We start from the raw sequence: 16,229 nt of genomic DNA on the forward strand, positions 1-16,229 counted from the left end.
ACGACGAGGTCGGTCAGTTACCGGTGAACTCGGCCTTGCCGGGGCCGTTCTCCAGGAACGACGCCATCCCGATCCGGCGATCGTCCGTGCCGAACAGCGCCGCGAAGACGTGCGCCTCGATCTTCAGACCGGTGGCCAGGTCGGTGTCCAGGCCCTCGTCGATGGCCGCCTTGGCCGCGGCGAGGGCGCGGGAGGCGCCGCCCACGAACTGCGACGCCCACGCCTTCGCGGCCTCGTACACGTCGTCCGGCGCGACGACCTCGTCGACCAGACCGATGCGCAGCGCCTCCTCGGCGCCGACGAAGCGGCCCGTGAACACCATGTCCTTGGCACGGCTCGGGCCGACGAGGCGCGCGAGGCGCTGCGTTCCGCCTCCGCCGGGGATCACCCCGAGCAACACTTCCGGAACGCCGAGCTTGGCGTTGTCTCCGGCGATGCGACGGTCCGCGCCCAGGGCGACCTCGAGACCGCCGCCGAGCGCGTACCCGGTGATCGCGGCGACCACGGGCTTCGGGATGCTCGCGAGCGCGCCGAGACCGTCCTGCAGATCTCCGATCGCGTCGGTCATCTGCCCGACGGTCATGTCCGCCATCTCCTTGATGTCGGCGCCGGCCGCGAACACCTTCTCACCGCCGTACACGACGACGGCCTTCACGTCCGGATCCGCGGTGGCGGCGCGAGCCACCGTGAGCAGCTCGCCCTGGACCTGCCGGTTGAGGGCGTTCATGGGCGGCCGCGAGAGCCGAATGGTGCCGATACCGTCCTGGACCTCGAGGGTCACGAATTCAGCCATGTGTCGCACGCTACCGTCGCGGGTCCGCCGCCTCGCCGGGCGGTGGGTCGGGAATCGGTGGGTCAGGGACGTGCGGGCGCATCCGCGTAGTAGTCGTCCGCCTCGTCGAACTGCACGCGCACACCCGCCTCGGTCGTCGTGATCACCGGCTGCACCGGCGTCATGTCGTAGGCCGAGTCCCACGCCGCTCGGGTCGTGGGGTGGCTCGTCAACGACCGCAGCGACGACCACGTGGGTGGCATCAACATCCGAGCGCCCGTCCGGAAGTCGGCGATGGCGGACGCGGGCGTGGACCACTGCGCGTCCGACGCCTCCGACGTGGCGTCGTCCGCGTGTTGCCCGGGTGGGACCGCAGCGAGGAAGAAGCGGGTGTCGTACCGACGACTCGTCTCCCCCTCGGGCGTGATCCACCGGCACCGCGGACGCACCAGATCGGTCCGCACGACCAGGTCGGCGTCGTCGAGGAACTCGGTGAAGGACACCTCGCGCGCCTCGATCCGCGCGCGGTGACCCGCGTACCGGGCGGTGTCCCGCACCACCGTCTCGGCCGACGGACCGGCGAGCAGAACGCCGCACTCCTCGAAGGTCTCTCGCACCGCGGCGGAGACCAGGGCGCAGGCGGTCGGCTCGTCCGTACCGAGTTCGCGAGCCCACCATTCGACGGGCGGTCCGGCCCACCGGTGTCGCGGGAGCGTTCGGTCGGACGGATCGACTCCCCCACCGGGAAAGACCGACATGCCCGCCGCGAACGCCATCTGCCCGACGCGTCGCTGCAGGAAGACCTCGACGCCGTCGTCGCCGTCGCGCAGCAGCACCACCGTCGACGCGTCCCGCAGCGGTGCGGGAGCCGCCGGGCTCACCGCGCGCGCCGGTGGGATCGACCGCGGCGCGTGCGGCGGGCGAAGTACCGTCCGTCGGCCCGGTCGAGGGTGATGCCCTGGCTGAAGGTGGCGCTCAGATTCTCTTCGGTGATGACGTCCTCGATGAGTCCTTGCGCCACGACCCCGCCCTCCTTGAGGAGCATCGCATGGGTGAAACCGGGCGGGATCTCCTCGACGTGGTGGGTGATGAGAACGGTGGCCGGTGCATCGGCATCGAGCGCCAGCTCGGTGAGGATCGCGACGAGGTCCTCTCGACCACCGAGGTCGAGTCCGGCGGCGGGTTCGTCGAGCAGCAGCATCTCGGGATCCGTCATGAGGGCGCGCGCGATGAGTACGCGCTTGCGTTCGCCCTCCGACAGCGTGCCGAAGGTACGGCCCGCCAGGTGCTCGATCCCGGCCGTCTCCAGCATGTCCACCGCTCGTTCGGTGTCCACGTCGTCGTACTTCTCCCGCCACCGCCCGAGAACCGCGTAGCCGGCCGAGACGACGAGGTCCGACACCACCTCGTGGTCGGGGATCCGCGCGGCGAGCGACGCCGAGGACAGTCCGATGCGGGGCCTGAGTTCGCCGACGTCGACGTGCCCCAGCGTCTCACCGAGAATGTTGGCGGCACCGTCGGTGGGGAAGATCTCGGCGGCGGCGATGCGCAGCAAGGTGGTCTTGCCCGCCCCGTTCGGCCCGAGAACCACCCACCGCTCGTCGAGCTCGACGTTCCACGACACCGGACCGACCAGTGTGGTCCCACCTCGCTGCACGACGACGCGGTCCATTTCGATCAACAGGTCGGGATCAGGTTCAGACACGCGTCCATCTTCTCCCACGCTCGGGCCTCGAACACGGCAGGATCTCTACGCGTGTCGCACGACGAGGTTTCCGCTCCGCCCCACGCGTCCGGTTCTCCGTTCCCGCTGGGCGCGCACCCGGTGGCGTCGGGCGTCTCCTTCGCGGTGCACGCACCGGCGGCGTCCGGTGTCGAGGTGTGCATCGTCACCGACGCCGGTGAGCGTCGGCACCGCCTGCGCGAACGCACCTACGGAATCTGGCACGGTGTGGTGGCCGAGGCGGCGGTGGGTGACGTCTACGGCTATCGCGTGGACGGACCCTGGGATCCGATGGCGGGGTATCGCTTCGATCCGTCGAAGATCCTGCTCGATCCCTACGCTCGCCGGATCACGGGCTCGCTCGGCGACGCGCGCGCCCTGCTCCCCTATCGGGACGATCCGTTCGGACCCCGCGGCCGGTCGGACTCGCTCGGACACGTCCCGCTCGGCGTGGTGACCGCACCCGCCCCGCCCGCATCCCCGGAACGGCTCCGTACCCCGTGGGACGCCACGGTGATCTACGAACTCCACGTCGGTTCCTACACCGGCGCGCACCCGGAGGTACCCGAGCATCTGCGCGGGACGTATCTCGGTCTCGCCGAACCCGCGGTGCTCGACCATCTGCGCCGACTCGGCGTGACGGCGGTCGAACTGCTTCCCGTGCACGCGTGCCTGACCGAGCCTGGGGTGCGCGCCCGCGGTATGCGCAACCATTGGGGTTACTCCACCGGGTCGTACTTCGCGGTCGAGCCCCGCTACGCCAGCCGCGCCGGCGAGGAGATCGCCGAGTTCCGCACCATGGTCGCCGCCCTGCACGACGCGGGCATCGAGGTGATTCTGGACGTCGTCTACAACCACACCTGCGAGGGCGGCGTCGACGGTCCGTCGGTGTCCTGGCGCGGATTCGACGCCCCGGGCTATTACCTGCTCGACGGACGCGGGCACGACATCGATCTCACCGGGTGCGGCAACACCGTCGACGCCGCGTCCCCCGCGGTGGTGCGCATGGTGTGCGACTCCCTGCGGTACTGGTCGACGGAACTGGGAGTCGACGGCTTCCGTTTCGACCTCGCGAGCACGCTCGGCCGCCCCGGCGGACTGCGCTTCGATCCCCGCGCGCCGCTGCTCAGCGCCATCGCCGCCGACCCGGTGTTGTGTCACGCCAAGATGATCGCGGAGCCGTGGGATGCCACCGGTCCGGGTTACCAGGTGGGGTCCTTCGGTGGAGTCTGGAGCGAATGGAACGACCACTATCGCGACACCGTCCGCCGGTTCTTCGCCGGCCACGGCGGGGTCCGGGAGTTGGCGTCGCGGATCTCCGGCTCCGAGGACATCTTCGCCTCGACCGGGCGGCGCCCGTGGGCGTCGATCAACTTCGTCACCGCGCACGACGGTTTCACCGCCCGTGACCTGGTGTCCTACGAACGCAAGCACAACGCCGCCAACGGCGAGGACAACCGCGACGGGACCGACAACAACCTGTCGGTCCATCACGGAATCGAGGGAGCCACGGACGACGAGACCGTGCTTCGTGCGCGAGACCGACACGTGCGGGCCCTGCTGTCCACGCTGGCGTTCTCCACCGGAACGCCGATGCTCCTCGCCGGCGACGAACTCGGACACACCCAACACGGCAACAACAACGCGTACTGCGTTCCGGAGAACACCGCGGCCGCCGACGCCCACGCTCTGGACTGGTCGAACCGCGACGACGCGCTGACCGCGACCCTCGCCCGAGCGTTGAGCTGTCGCCGCACCGCGCCCGCACTGCGTCAGCAGGAGTTCTTCGCGGGCCGCGACACCCCGAGCGGGCGACCCGATCTGGTGTGGTTCGATGCTCTCGGCGTCGAGATGCGGACCGAGACCTGGAACGACGACACGGCGCGGACCCTGCAGGCGTGGGTGGACGGTTCGGACGTGCGGCTTCCCGGAGCCACGTTCCACGCGATCGATTCCGCGCTTCTCGTGCTGCATTCCGGCGGCGCCGCCGATCTGGTTCTCCCGGATCCGCCGGACCGCGGACCCGGGGACGGACCTCGGGCGCCGTACGTGCCGATCTTCGACTCGGCCACCCTCGACGGACGGCCGGTGTCGGCCGACCCCGTGCCGGGAGGAGCGACCGTCTCCGTGGACGGTCCCATCGTTCTGGTCTACGTCTGTCCGCCGACCGATCCGATCACCGTCAGCGATCCCGGCGCCACCTCCGTGTAACCGGCGTCGCGCACTCCGATCGCCATGCCCGCCCGCACCGCCGCGACCTCGGTACGCCACCGCATCTCGTCGGCGTCTCGGACCGAGACGGCGAATCCCGTTGCGCGCCACGCCTCCACCGCGTCGAGCGACAACGCTCCCGCGACCAGCATCACCGCGTGGCCGACCTGAGCGGCGGTCTTTCCGACCGTCATGTCCAGGGATCGGTTCACCCACAGCGTGACCGGGGCCGAACCGGGCGGACCGGGATCGTCGGCGGGCAGGTCGGTGCCGCCCACCTGGAGCTTGCGCAGCCGTGGGTCCAGATCGCCGACCCGTCCGGGCACGAACGCGCGGGCCTGCGCTCCACGCACCTCGGCGGTCACCCCCGGGACGTCCTGCGCCGCGGTCCACTGCGCCCCGCGAGCGCGGCGGGACACCTTGCGGATACGGACGCCGGTCCACGCGAGAAACTCCTCGTGCCACGGCCCACCGGCCCCGACCCGCTCGTCGAGACACAGAGTCAGGGTGGCGACGGCCGCCGCTTCCAGCAGATCCGTCCGGCTCGGCGGATCCACCTTGGGGATGTGGAGCACCAGCGGCATGGCTCGGACGTCCGCGGGATCCTCCGGGTCCTCCCTCGTGCCGTAGGACCCGGCAGCGCGGGTACCGGCGACGAGAACCGCGTGCCGCTCGGCGGGCGTCGCCACCGGGGTGTCCGGAACGGCGGGGTCGTCAGGAGCAGCGGGGCCGTCAGGAGCAGCAGGGTCGCCGGAGATCACGGGATCGGAATCCGGCGAATCGTGCCGTCCAACGAATCGGCCGCCTCGATCTCCCCGCGGGTGACGCCGAGGACGAAGAGCAGCGCGTCGAGGAACGGGTAGGACAGAGCCGCATCGGCGACCTCGCGCAGGGCGGGTTTGGCGTTGAAGGCGATGCCCAGACCTGCCGCGGAGAGCATGTCGATGTCGTTGGCACCGTCCCCCACGGCGACCGTCTGCTCCATCGGAACCCCGACGCTCGACGCGAAGCGCCGGAGCGCGACGGCCTTGGCCGGACGGTCGACGATCTCCCCGGTGACCCGACCGGTGAGTCGACCGTCCACCACCTCGAGGGTGTTGGCGTGGACGAAGTCGAGTTCGAGTTCGTGCGCCAGACCGTCGATGACCTGCCGGAAACCGCCGGAGACCACACCGCAGTGATATCCGAGTCGGCGCAGCGTGCGGATCGTGGTGCGTGCACCGGGGGTCAGTTCGAGGGCGTCCGCGACGTCGTCGATGACGGAGGCGTCGAGACCGGCGAGGGTCGCGACGCGGCGGTGCAACGATTCGGCGAAGTCGATCTCGCCGCGCATCGCGGCCTCCGTCACCGCGCGCACCTCGTCCTCGACGCCGGCCCGGGCCGCGAGCATCTCGATGACCTCGCCCTGCACCAGCGTGGAGTCGACGTCGAACACGATGAGACGCTTGGCGCGTCGGGCCAGACCGGCCCGCTCGATCGCCACGTCCACACCGACCCCCGCCGCGACGACCGCCAGGGACCGCCGAAGCGCGGCGTCGGCCTCGGCGCCCTCGGCCGAGGTGGACACCAACAGTTCCAATCCGGTGACCGGGTAGTCGGCGATGCCGCGGATCGAATCGATGTTCGCGCCCTGCGTGGCCAACTCGCGCGAGATGGTGCTGATGGCCCGGGCGGTCACCGGGCGTCCGAGCACCACGACGACGTGGGTCGACATGGGGGCGCGTCCGTGTTCGCTGCCCACCTCCACCTCGACCTGAACGCCCACGGTGGTCATCGCGTCGTCGAGCTGGTCGTGCAGGCTGTCGACGTCCCCGGGGCAGGTACCGAGCACGCCGAGGATCAGTCGACCCCGGATGACCACCTGCTCGACGTCCACCACGCTGACCTCGTGCTTGGCCAGGGTCGCGAACAGCACGGAGGTCACCCCGGGCTTGTCGCTTCCGGTGACGCTGACCAGTACCGAGGTCTCGGTGGGGTCCGGTCTGAACGGGGTGTTCTCGGAGAACTGACCTGTCGAATCCACGACGGTTCCTTTCATGGAGAAGGCCCCTCTCCGAATTCGGGAGGGGCCTTCTCGTCTGTACTGGATCAGTTGTCGCGGTCGCCCGAGCCTTCGTGATCGCTGGTGGCGATCGGGGCGCGGCGGGCCTGTTCCATCACCTGGGTGGTCTTGCCACCGCCGTGACCGGGGCCCACGTGCGCCTCGTCTCGAAGACGCTCGACCATGTGCGGGTAGTGCAGCTCGAAGGCCGGACGCTCCGAGCGGATGCGGGGCAGCTCCACGAAGTTGTGGCGCGGGGGCGGGCAGCTGGTCGCCCACTCCAACGAGTTGCCGTAACCCCACGGGTCGTCGACCGTGACGACCTCGCCGTAGCGGTAGCTCTTGAAGACGTTCCAGAGGAACGGCAACGTCGAGGCACCGAGGACGAACGCTCCGACCGTCGAGATCGAGTTCAGCACCGTGAAGCCGTCGCTGGGCAGGTAGTCCGCGTAGCGACGCGGGAAGCCCTCGGCGCCGAGCCAGTGCTGCACGAGGAACGTGGCGTGGAAGCCCACCAGGGTGGCCCAGAAGTGCCACTTGCCCAACGCCTCGTCCATCATGCGCCCGGTCATCTTGGGGAACCAGAAGTAGATGCCGGCGTACGTCGCGAACACGATGGTGCCGAAGAGCACGTAGTGGAAGTGCGCCACGACGAAGTACGAGTCCGTGACGTGGAAGTCGATGGGCGGGCTGGCGAGCAACACACCGGACAGACCACCGAAGAGGAACGTCACCAGGAAGCCGACCGAGAAGAGCATCGGGGTCTCGAAGGTCAACTGCCCCTTCCACATGGTGCCGATCCAGTTGAAGAACTTCACACCGGTGGGCACCGCGATGAGGAACGTCATGAACGCGAAGAACGGAAGCAGGACGGCGCCGGTGGCGTACATGTGGTGCGCCCACACCGCGATGGAGAGCGCCGCGATGGCGATGGTGGCGTAGATCAGACCCGTGTATCCGAACAACGGCTTACGGCTGAAGACCGGGAAGATCTCCGAGACGATGCCGAAGAACGGCAGGGCGATGATGTAGACCTCGGGGTGTCCGAAGAACCAGAACAGGTGCTGCCACAGCAACACTCCGCCCGTCGCCGGATCGAACAGGTGCGCACCCAGGTGTCGGTCGGCCGCCAGTCCCAGCAACGCTGCGGTGAGCAGCGGGAACGCGAGGAGCACGAGGATCATCGTCACGAAGATGTTCCAGGTGAAGATCGGCATCCGGAACATCGTCATGCCGGGAGCACGGAGGCAGATGACCGTGGTCAGGATGTTGACGGCACCGAGGATGGTGCCGAGGCCGCCGAGGGCCAGACCCATGATCCAGAAGTCGGCGCCCATTCCGGGCGAGTTCACCGCGCCGCTGAGCGGCGTGTAGGCGGTCCAGCCGAAGTCGGCGGCACCACCGGGGGTGATGAAGCCGGCCGAGGCGATGAGCGCTCCGAACAGGTACAGCCAGTAGCTGAACGCGTTCAGGCGAGGGAACGCCACGTCCGGTGCACCGATCTGCAGCGGCAGGATGTAGTTGGCGAACGCGAAGACGATGGGCGTCGCGTACAGCAGCAACATGATGGTGCCGTGCATGGTGAAGAGCTGGTTGTACTGCTCGTTCGACAGGAACTGCAGGCCCGGCAGGGCGAGCTCCGCACGCATGAGCAGGGCCAGGACACCACCGAACAAGAAGAAGAAGAACGAGGTGACCATGTACATGATCCCGATCGTCTTCGGATCGGTCGTCGTCACCATCTTGTGGATGAAGGATCCCTTGGAACCCATACGTGGTGGGTACGGCCGGGAAGCCGACAGCTCGGGGACTGGCTGGGGCGCTAGGGCAGTCACTGATCCTCCATTAGTGCGCGTCTCCCCGTGCTCGAGGTCGACGTAGAAATTCGTGCGCTATCTGGATCGTAGCCCTTGCGCGGGACATCTGCGGAGCGGGTCCTACTGCGCGTCGTACTCAGCCTGCCGTACACGCCGCCGACCCGCTCCCCGACGCGCTTCGTCGGGGGTCGGCAGTATCGTCTGCGCCATGTCAGCTCGCCCCGCCGGCCGTGTCCGGACCATCGTCGTCGCCGCGTTCGTTCCCGTCGCCCTCACCCTCTCGGCCTGCGGCGATACCTCGTCCGACGACGCATCGAGCATCGTGCGCACCACCACGAACGTGGCCGGTGCGGGCGTCGTGGGCATCGAACGGGAGACGGCGGGGTTGTGCGCACCGCTCACCCCACCCGACGCCGTGGCCGGGGGCGAGGCGGACCGCATCGTGGTCGACGACGGGCGGTCCGTCACCGTTCCCGCCGATCCGCAGCGCATCGTGGTCCTCGACCTCGCCGCATTGGACGCCTCGTGCGCCGCGGGAACCTGGGAACGGGTCGTGGGCGCGCCGGCGGCTCCGGGGTCACCCGTCGCTCCCCCACCCGAGCCGCTGCGTCCGTCGTACCTGGGGACCGGCATCGCCGAGATCCCGAGCGTCGGTCCTCACGGCGCTCCGGACCTCGAGGCGGTGCGGGCACTGGACCCCGACGTGGTGATCGGGTCCGACGCCGCGCTCGCGGGTCTCGACGAGGAACTGGCGAGCATCGCGCCCACCGTCGTCACCCGCGCGGCCGCGCCGTGGCAGGACAGCGCGGCCCTCGCCGCCGTCGCCATGGGACGCGGAGACGGCTTCGGCGCAGCGCTCGAGGCCTACCGCGACCGCGCCGCCGAGGTGGGGCAGCAACTGAACGCGCCGCTGACGCAGGCGTCCGTCGTTCGATTCGGCGCGGACGGCGCCGAACTGCTGGGGTCCGACAGCTTCGCGGGCCAGGTCCTCGCGCAGGCCGGGGTCCGTCGACCGGAACCGCAGTCCTCGACCACGACGGCGCTGTCGGAGGACGATCTGTCGGCCGCCGAGGGAGACCTGATCTACGTGCTGTTCGACGGCGAGGCCGGGCTGGAGTACGGCACGTCCGTCATGGAGTCCGACGCGTGGATGGACCTCGGGGCGGCCACCGACGCGCGGGTGTTCACCGTCGACGACGCCGTGTGGTCGGGAAACGGGGTGGTCGCCGCACAGACCGTGCTGACCGATCTGACGAACTCGCTCAACGCCTACGTCTAGATCGCCGGTACCGTCCACCCGTGCCGATTCCCGACTTCATCATCGAACTCCGTCAGCAGATCGGTCACGCACCGCTGTGGCTGTCCGGAGTCAGTGCCGTCGTCCTCGACGACGCGGACCGCATCCTGCTGACGCGCCGGGCCGACAACGGACGGTGGGCCGTGGTGTCCGGCGTGCTCGAGCCCGGCGAGGAACCCGGACCGGCCGCGCTGCGCGAGATCACCGAGGAGACCGGTGTACGCGCAGAACTGGTGCGCCTGACGAGCGTCGACGTGACCGCACCCATCGTCTACCCCAACGGCGACCACACGCAGTACGTGGACATCTGCTTCCTGGCTCGCCGTGTGGACGGCCAGGCGCGGGTCGCGGACGACGAGAACGTCGAGGTGCGCTGGTTCGCGCGCGCGGAGCTCCCGGACGACCTGACGGAGACCTCGGCGCTGCGCATCGACAAGGCCCTCGATCACGGCCCGGAGGCGTGGTTTCGGCGCTGACCCTTCCCGGAACACCGACAGCCCGTACCGGCGGACGGCCGGTACGGGCTGAGGTGTGCGAGCGGTGCAGCGGTGTCGAGTGGGTCAGCAGTGTCGAGTGGGTCAGAAGTCCCAGTCGTCGTCCTCGGTGTTGACGGCCTTGCCGATGACGTAGGAGCTACCCGAACCCGAGAAGAAGTCGTGGTTCTCGTCTGCGTTGGGCGAGAGCGCCGACAGGATGGCCGGGTTCACGTCGCACTCGTCCTTGGGGAACAGCCCCTCGTACCCGAGGTTCATCAGCGCCTTGTTGGCGTTGTAGCGAAGGAACTTCTTGACGTCCTCGGTCAGGCCGACCTCGTCGTACAGGTCCTGCGTGTACTCGGTCTCGTTCTCGTACAACTCGAAGAGCAGATCGAACGTGTAGTTCTTGAGCTCCTCGCGCTCGGCGGGCGACCGGGTCTCGAGTCCGCGCTGGTACTTGTACCCGATGTAGTACCCGTGCACGGCCTCGTCGCGGATGATCAGGCGAACCAGATCGGCGGTGTTGGTCAGCTTGGCGCGCGAAGACCAGTACATCGGCAGGTAGAAGCCCGAGTAGAAGAGGAACGATTCGAGCAGCGTCGAGGCGATCTTGCGCTTGAGCGGATCCTCGCCCTTGTAGTAGTCCATGACGATGGACGCCTTGCGCTGGAGGTTGGTGTTCTCCTCCGACCAGCGGAACGCGTCGTCGATGTCGCGGGTGGAGCACAGCGTCGAGAAGATCGAGCTGTAGCTCTTGGCGTGCACCGACTCCATGAACGAGATGTTCGTCAGCACCGCTTCTTCGTGCGGAGTGATCGCGTCGGGAATCAACGACACGGCGCCCACGGTGCCCTGGATCGTGTCGAGCAGCGTCAGCCCGGTGAACACGCGCATGGTCAGCTGCTTCTCGACCTCGGTGAGCGTCGCCCAGGACGGGATGTCGTTGGACACCGGCACCTTCTCCGGCAGCCAGAAGTTGCCGGTGAGCCGATCCCAGACCTCGGCGTCCTTGTCGTCGGTGACGCGGTTCCAGTTGATGGCGGAGACGCGATCGATGAGCTTGACCATTGATACCTGCCTACAGGTCGATTCTGCCGAAAAAGGTCTGACGAAGAGGAGATCGGGGTGAGCGAGGCGGCGTGTGTTCGCCACTGTCCATCGCTGCTGTCGACACTACCCGTTGTGTCCGACAACGGAGGGCAACACAACAGAGTGTGTCGCCCTCCGTTCCCGGGGTCCGGCGCCCGCTACAACATGCAGGACACGCAGCCCTCCACCTCGGTGCCTTCGAGGGCCATCTGACGCAGTCGGATGTAGTACAGCGTCTTGATTCCCTTGCGCCACGCGTAGATCTGCGCCTTGTTGATGTCGCGAGTGCTCGCGGTGTCCTTGAAGAACAGCGTGAGCGACAGACCTTGGTCGACGTGCTGCGTTGCCGCGGCGTACGTGTCGATGATCTTCTCGTAGCCGATCTCGTACGCGTCCTGGTAGTACTCCAGGTTGTCGTTGGTCAGGTACGGCGCCGGGTAGTAGACGCGACCGATCTTGCCTTCCTTGCGGATCTCGATCTTCGACGCCACCGGGTGGATGGAACTGGTGGAGTAGTTGATGTACGAGATGGACCCGGTGGGCGGGACGGCCTGCAGGTTCTGGTTGTAGATGCCGTGCTCCTGCACCGACGCCTTCAACTCGACCCAATCTGCCTGCGTCGGAATGGAAATGCCCGACTCGGAGAACAGTTGGCGCACGCGCTCGGTCTTCGGCTCCCACACCTGATCGGTGTACTTGTCGAAGAATTCACCCGACGCGTACTTGGACTCGGGGAACCCGCCGAAGTACGTTCCGCGCTCGATCGCCAACCGGTTCGACGCGCGCAGAGCGTGGAACAGCACCGTGTAGAAGTAGATGTCGGTGAAGTCGATGCCCTCCTCGCTGCCGTAGAAGATGCGTTCGCGGGCGAGGTAGCCGTGCAGGTTCATCTGGCCGAGACCGATGGCGTGCGAGGTGTTGTTGCCCTGCTCGATCGACGGAACCGAGAAGATGTGCGTCTGATCCGACACCGCGGTCAGGCCGCGGATGGCCACCTCGATGGTCTGCGCGAAGTCGGGCGAATCCATGGTCTTCGCGATGTTCAGCGAACCCAGGTTGCACGAGATGTCCTTGCCCACATGGCTGTAGGACAGATCCTCGTTGAACGTCGACGGAGTGGAGACCTGCAGGATCTCGGAGCACAGGTTGGAGTGCGTGATCTTTCCCGCGACCGGGTTCGCGCGGTTCACGGTGTCCTCGAACATGATGTACGGGTAGCCGGACTCGAACTGCAGCTCGGCGAGCGTCTGGAAGAACTCGCGCGCCTTGATCTTGGTCTTGCGGATGCGCTTGTCGTCCACCATCTCGTGGTACGTCTCCGAGACGTTGACGTCGGCGAACGGCTTGCCGTAGATCCGCTCGACGTCGTACGGGGAGAAGAGGTACATGTCCTCGTTCTTCTTCGCCAGCTCGAACGTGATGTCCGGAATGACGATGCCGAGCGAGAGGGTCTTGATGCGGATCTTCTCGTCGGCGTTCTCGCGCTTGGTGTCGAGGAACTTGTACACGTCCGGGTGGTGAGCGTGCAGGTAGACCGCGCCCGCACCCTGGCGGGCACCGAGCTGGTTGGCGTAGGAGAAGGAGTCCTCGAGCAGTTTCATGATGGGGATGACGCCGGAGGACTGGTTCTCGATGCGCTTGATCGGCGCGCCGGTCTCCCGGATGTTGCTGAGCAGCAACGCAACTCCGCCACCGCGCTTGGACAGCTGCAGGGCCGAGTTGATGGACCGCCCGATGGACTCCATGTTGTCCTCGATGCGCAGCAGGAAGCACGACACCGGCTCACCGCGCTGCTTCTTGCCCGAGTTGAGGAACGTCGGGGTCGCGGGCTGGAAGCGCCCGGCGATGATCTCGTCGACCAGATCGGTCGCCAGAATCTCGTTGCCGGCGGCCAGGGTGAGCGCCACCATGCAGACCCGATCCTCGAAACGCTCGAGGTATCGCTTGCCGTCGAACGTCTTGAGTGTGTACGAGGTGTAGTACTTGAACGCGCCCAGGAAGGTCGGGAACCTGAACTTCTTGGAGTAGGCGTGCTCGATCAGACCCTTGACGAACGAGCGGGAGTACTGGTCGAGGACCTCCGCCTCGTAGTAGTTCTCCTCGACCAGGTAGTCGAGCTTCTCGTCCAGGTTGTGGAAGAAGACCGTGTTCTGGTTGACGTGCTGCAGGAAGTAGGCACGGGCGGCGTCGCGATCCTTCTCGAACTGGATCTCACCGTCGGGTCCGTACAGATTGAGCATCGCGTTGAGCGCGTGGTAGTCGAGTTCGGACTCGTCGCGACCCCGGGACGTGACCGGCGCCGTGTCGGTGATGGTCGGTGCCATGTGTACTCCTGAAGATGGTGGGAAGGATGAAGTCGATCAGGCGGAGCAGGCGGCGGCGTCACGCTGCCAGAACTCGGCGAGACCTTCGCGGACGCGTTCGACGTCCTCCGGGGTGCCCATGAGCTCGAAACGGTAGAGGTACGGAACGCCGCACTTCTGCGCGACGACATCCCCTGCGTAGCAGAAGGATTCACCGAAATTGGTGTTGCCCGCGGCGATGACCGCTCGAATCAGCGAACGATTGCCGGCGTCGTTGAGAAAACGGATCACCGGCTTGGGTACGTAGCTGGTGTCCCGTCCGGTGGCGGTGGTTCCACCACCGTAGGTGGGGACGAGGAGAACGTACGGCCGGTCGACTCGGAAGTCGCCCGACGCGTTCTTGACCGGAATCCGAGTGGCGGGAAGGCCCAACTTCTCCACGAACCGGTGGGTGTTCTCCGACACGCTCGAGTAGTAGACCAGCGATTCGGACATCACACGTCCTGTCGGGAGAGACGGTGGGGCGGGGCGACGATCAGGCGGCTGCCGACACCAAGGACTTGATGCGGTCCGGGCGGTAGCCGGACCAGTGATCGTCTCCGGCGACCACGACGGGGGCCTGGAGGTAGCCGAGCGCCATCACGTAGTCACGAGCCTCGGGGTCCTGAGAGATGTCGACGACCTCGTACTCGATGCCCTCTTTGTCGAGGGCGCGGTAGGTGGCCTTGCACTGGACGCACGCGGGCTTGGTGTACACGGTGATGGTGGCGCTCATGATGTCCCTCGTTCTGTTGCGCATGCGGTGAGTGAGTCGAGACGCCGTGCCCGTGGGACGGCGGCCCCGGGTGACACGTCGGGGGCGCTCTCGACCGGTTCGCAGTGAGAAATCCAGAGGGTGTTCCTCGTCGATCTCTCCGGCCTGCGTACTCGGGTCGAGAACTCCTCCCGGCCACGGTGACCGAGGCCGAGAAGCGCCTTCGATCCGTGGGATCGGCGGTTCTTCTCGGCCTCGAGCCGTTGTGGCCTCTCGGTGTTCAAGACACTACACCTAGTGTCCGACAGCGCAAGGAAACACCACACTTTGTAATGACACGCGTGGAATTACCAGGTCGCGGGTCGTCGCAACGGGCGTGTCGGCGCGCCGGGCGCGTCGGATTCCCCTCCGGTGCGCGGCGCGACGACGGGTCGCTCAGGCCTCGACCAGCGTGGCTCCGGCGAGGGCGGCGACGGCGGCCTGCACGTCCGACGCGATCTGTGAGTTGTCACGGGGGTGCTTGCCGTCGATGGCCGTCGCGATGGCTCCGATGGAGAGGTCGACGTCCTCCACCACGGCGCCGCCGGCGACCTTCGCCGCCTTGACCGTGTCCTCCTTGGCCCAGCGGCCACCGTTGGGGCTGATCGAGGAGCTGATGACGGCCGTCGGCTTGCCCTTGATGGCTCCGGCACCGTACGGACGCGAGAGCCAGTCGATCGCGTTCTTGAGAACGGCGGGGATGGTGCCGTTGTACTCGGGGGTCAGCAACAGCAGGGCGTCGGCCTCGCCCACCGCGGTGCGCAGCCGCGTGACGGCCTCGATGTCGACGTCGGGGGTGTCGAGGTCCTCGTTGTAGAAAGGAACGTCGGCGAGGCCGTCGTAGACGACGACGTCGACACCCTCGGGCGAGACGGTCTGGGCGGTCTCGGCGAGGCCACGGGTGATGGATTCTGCACGGAGGCTGCCGACGAGGGCGATGACACGGCTCATGGGTGGTTGTTCCTTTCGAGTGATCGGCGGGCGCGGATCACGACGCCCACTCACGGTCAATCGGACCATAGTCCACTTCATTCCCGACGGGGTACCCTGAGCAAGTGAGAGATGCCTTACTTCCCTCGGCGGCACTGCCGATGGCGCTCGACGACACAGAGCGCTGCGACGCCGCTCGAAACCGTCGACTCCTCATCGACGCCGCCGTCGGCCTGGTCGACGAACGCGGTGCCGACGGGGTGACGATGGACGCGGTGGCCGCCCGGGCCGGCGTGGGCAAGGGAACCGTCTTCCGCCGCTTCGGCTCGCGCGCCGGACTCATGCTCGCTCTGCTCGACCATACCGAGCAGGAACTTCAGGCCGCCTTCATGTTCGGCCCTCCCCCGCTGGGGCCGGATGCCCCTGCCGTGGACCGGCTGATGGCGTACGGGCGCGCTCGGCTGGATCTGGTGGCGGTGCAGGGTGAGCTGCTGCGTGCCGCCGAGAACTCGTCGGAATCGCGCTTCGCGGCCCCTGCGCAGGCGGTCGGACGTACGCACGTCTCGACCCTGCTGCGATCCGTACCCGTCGACGGCGACACCGAGGTCCTGACCTACACCCTGCTCGCGACACTCGAGGCGACGTTGGTGCTGCATCAGATCAGGGACGCGGGGATGACGATCGAGCGTCTGCAGGCCGGCTGGGACGACCTGGTCCGCCGGATCACCGCGTCGGCGAACGGGTAGCAACCGCGTCCGTCAGCCGTGCTGGCGCACG

Annotated in this window: 15 protein-coding genes; 4 read left to right on the top strand and 11 right to left on the bottom strand. The window is 67.6% G+C overall.

The features are described from left to right. Positions 1 to 13: 13 nt before the first annotated feature. The 3 genes from ACY466_RS13190 to ACY466_RS13200 form a co-directional block, all read right to left on the bottom strand. Positions 14 to 793 (bottom strand): enoyl-CoA hydratase/isomerase family protein, encoded by a 780-nt coding sequence (locus ACY466_RS13190; protein WP_463245816.1) that lies wholly within the window; start codon positions 791 to 793, stop codon positions 14 to 16. 62 nt (positions 794 to 855) lie between these two features. Then, on the bottom strand, positions 856 to 1,653 hold the full coding sequence (locus ACY466_RS13195) for an NUDIX hydrolase (RefSeq protein ID WP_463245817.1): 798 nt from the start codon (positions 1,651 to 1,653) through the stop codon (positions 856 to 858). Beyond that, entirely contained in the window at positions 1,650 to 2,477 is an 828-nt protein-coding gene (locus ACY466_RS13200) for an ABC transporter ATP-binding protein (RefSeq protein WP_463245818.1), read from the bottom strand. The genes ACY466_RS13195 and ACY466_RS13200 overlap by 4 nt, the downstream gene beginning before the upstream one ends. A gap of 51 nt (positions 2,478 to 2,528) precedes the next feature. Here ACY466_RS13200 and glgX point away from each other — a divergent pair, with 51 nt between their 5' ends. Beyond that, entirely contained in the window at positions 2,529 to 4,706 is a 2,178-nt protein-coding gene (gene glgX, locus ACY466_RS13205) for a glycogen debranching protein GlgX (protein ID WP_463245819.1), read from the top strand. Here glgX and ACY466_RS13210 read toward each other — a convergent pair. From ACY466_RS13210 to ctaD, 3 genes are all read right to left on the bottom strand, one after another. Next, positions 4,646 to 5,395, bottom strand: coding sequence for an aminoacyl-tRNA hydrolase (locus tag ACY466_RS13210; RefSeq protein ID WP_463252284.1), 750 nt, complete (start codon positions 5,393 to 5,395; stop codon positions 4,646 to 4,648). The two genes, glgX and ACY466_RS13210, sit on opposite strands and share 61 nt — an antisense overlap. 68 nt (positions 5,396 to 5,463) lie before the next feature. Then, entirely contained in the window at positions 5,464 to 6,729 is a 1,266-nt protein-coding gene (gene serB, locus ACY466_RS13215) for a phosphoserine phosphatase SerB (protein ID WP_463245820.1), read from the bottom strand. Positions 6,730 to 6,794: 65 nt separating this feature from the next. Further along, positions 6,795 to 8,582, bottom strand: a complete 1,788-nt coding sequence (gene ctaD, locus ACY466_RS13220; protein WP_463245821.1) for an aa3-type cytochrome oxidase subunit I — start codon at positions 8,580 to 8,582, stop codon at positions 6,795 to 6,797. A 190-nt stretch (positions 8,583 to 8,772) separates the two neighbouring features. Here ctaD and ACY466_RS13225 point away from each other — a divergent pair, with 190 nt between their 5' ends. Beyond that, positions 8,773 to 9,843: an ABC transporter substrate-binding protein gene (locus ACY466_RS13225; protein ID WP_463245822.1), complete on the top strand. Its 1,071-nt coding sequence runs from the start codon at positions 8,773 to 8,775 to the stop codon at positions 9,841 to 9,843. Between the two features lie 20 nt (positions 9,844 to 9,863). Then, positions 9,864 to 10,337: an NUDIX hydrolase gene (locus ACY466_RS13230; protein WP_463245823.1), complete on the top strand. Its 474-nt coding sequence runs from the start codon at positions 9,864 to 9,866 to the stop codon at positions 10,335 to 10,337. 102 nt (positions 10,338 to 10,439) lie between these two features. Here ACY466_RS13230 and nrdF read toward each other — a convergent pair whose 3' ends face one another. The 5 genes from nrdF to ACY466_RS13255 form a co-directional block, all read right to left on the bottom strand. Further along, positions 10,440 to 11,405 (bottom strand): class 1b ribonucleoside-diphosphate reductase subunit beta, encoded by a 966-nt coding sequence (gene nrdF / locus ACY466_RS13235; RefSeq protein WP_463245824.1) that lies wholly within the window; start codon positions 11,403 to 11,405, stop codon positions 10,440 to 10,442. A 179-nt stretch (positions 11,406 to 11,584) separates the two neighbouring features. Beyond that, a complete protein-coding gene (nrdE, locus tag ACY466_RS13240; RefSeq protein WP_463245825.1) occupies positions 11,585 to 13,750 on the bottom strand; it encodes a class 1b ribonucleoside-diphosphate reductase subunit alpha in 2,166 nt (721 codons plus the stop codon). A 36-nt stretch (positions 13,751 to 13,786) separates the two neighbouring features. After that, positions 13,787 to 14,224, bottom strand: a complete 438-nt coding sequence (nrdI, locus tag ACY466_RS13245) for a class Ib ribonucleoside-diphosphate reductase assembly flavoprotein NrdI (protein WP_463245826.1) — start codon at positions 14,222 to 14,224, stop codon at positions 13,787 to 13,789. Positions 14,225 to 14,264: 40 nt separating this feature from the next. Then, on the bottom strand, positions 14,265 to 14,504 hold the full coding sequence (locus ACY466_RS13250) for a redoxin NrdH (RefSeq protein WP_463245827.1): 240 nt from the start codon (positions 14,502 to 14,504) through the stop codon (positions 14,265 to 14,267). A 414-nt stretch (positions 14,505 to 14,918) separates the two neighbouring features. Next, positions 14,919 to 15,473, bottom strand: coding sequence for an NAD(P)H-dependent oxidoreductase (locus tag ACY466_RS13255; protein WP_463245828.1), 555 nt, complete (start codon positions 15,471 to 15,473; stop codon positions 14,919 to 14,921). Positions 15,474 to 15,613: 140 nt separating this feature from the next. Between ACY466_RS13255 and ACY466_RS13260 the strand changes: the two genes are divergently transcribed. Beyond that, positions 15,614 to 16,198, top strand: a complete 585-nt coding sequence (locus ACY466_RS13260; RefSeq protein WP_463252285.1) for a TetR/AcrR family transcriptional regulator — start codon at positions 15,614 to 15,616, stop codon at positions 16,196 to 16,198. The last annotated feature ends 31 nt before the right edge of the window (positions 16,199 to 16,229 follow it).

It is taken from the genome of Rhodococcus sp. K11/5 (assembly GCF_055193735.1).

Bases quoted from the DNA above. Each gene is read 5' to 3' on its own strand.
- ACY466_RS13190 (WP_463245816.1), bottom strand. From the start codon at position 793: ATGGCTGAATTCGTGACCCTCGAGGTCCAGGACGGTATCGGCACCATT.
- ACY466_RS13225 (WP_463245822.1), top strand. From the start codon at position 8,773: ATGTCAGCTCGCCCCGCCGGCCGTGTCCGGACCATCGTCGTCGCCGCG.
- nrdF (WP_463245824.1), bottom strand. From the start codon at position 11,405: ATGGTCAAGCTCATCGATCGCGTCTCCGCCATCAACTGGAACCGCGTC.
- nrdE (WP_463245825.1), bottom strand. From the start codon at position 13,750: ATGGCACCGACCATCACCGACACGGCGCCGGTCACGTCCCGGGGTCGC.
- nrdI (WP_463245826.1), bottom strand. From the start codon at position 14,224: ATGTCCGAATCGCTGGTCTACTACTCGAGCGTGTCGGAGAACACCCAC.
- ACY466_RS13250 (WP_463245827.1), bottom strand. From the start codon at position 14,504: ATGAGCGCCACCATCACCGTGTACACCAAGCCCGCGTGCGTCCAGTGC.
- ACY466_RS13255 (WP_463245828.1), bottom strand. From the start codon at position 15,473: ATGAGCCGTGTCATCGCCCTCGTCGGCAGCCTCCGTGCAGAATCCATC.
- ACY466_RS13260 (WP_463252285.1), top strand. From the start codon at position 15,614: ATGGCGCTCGACGACACAGAGCGCTGCGACGCCGCTCGAAACCGTCGA.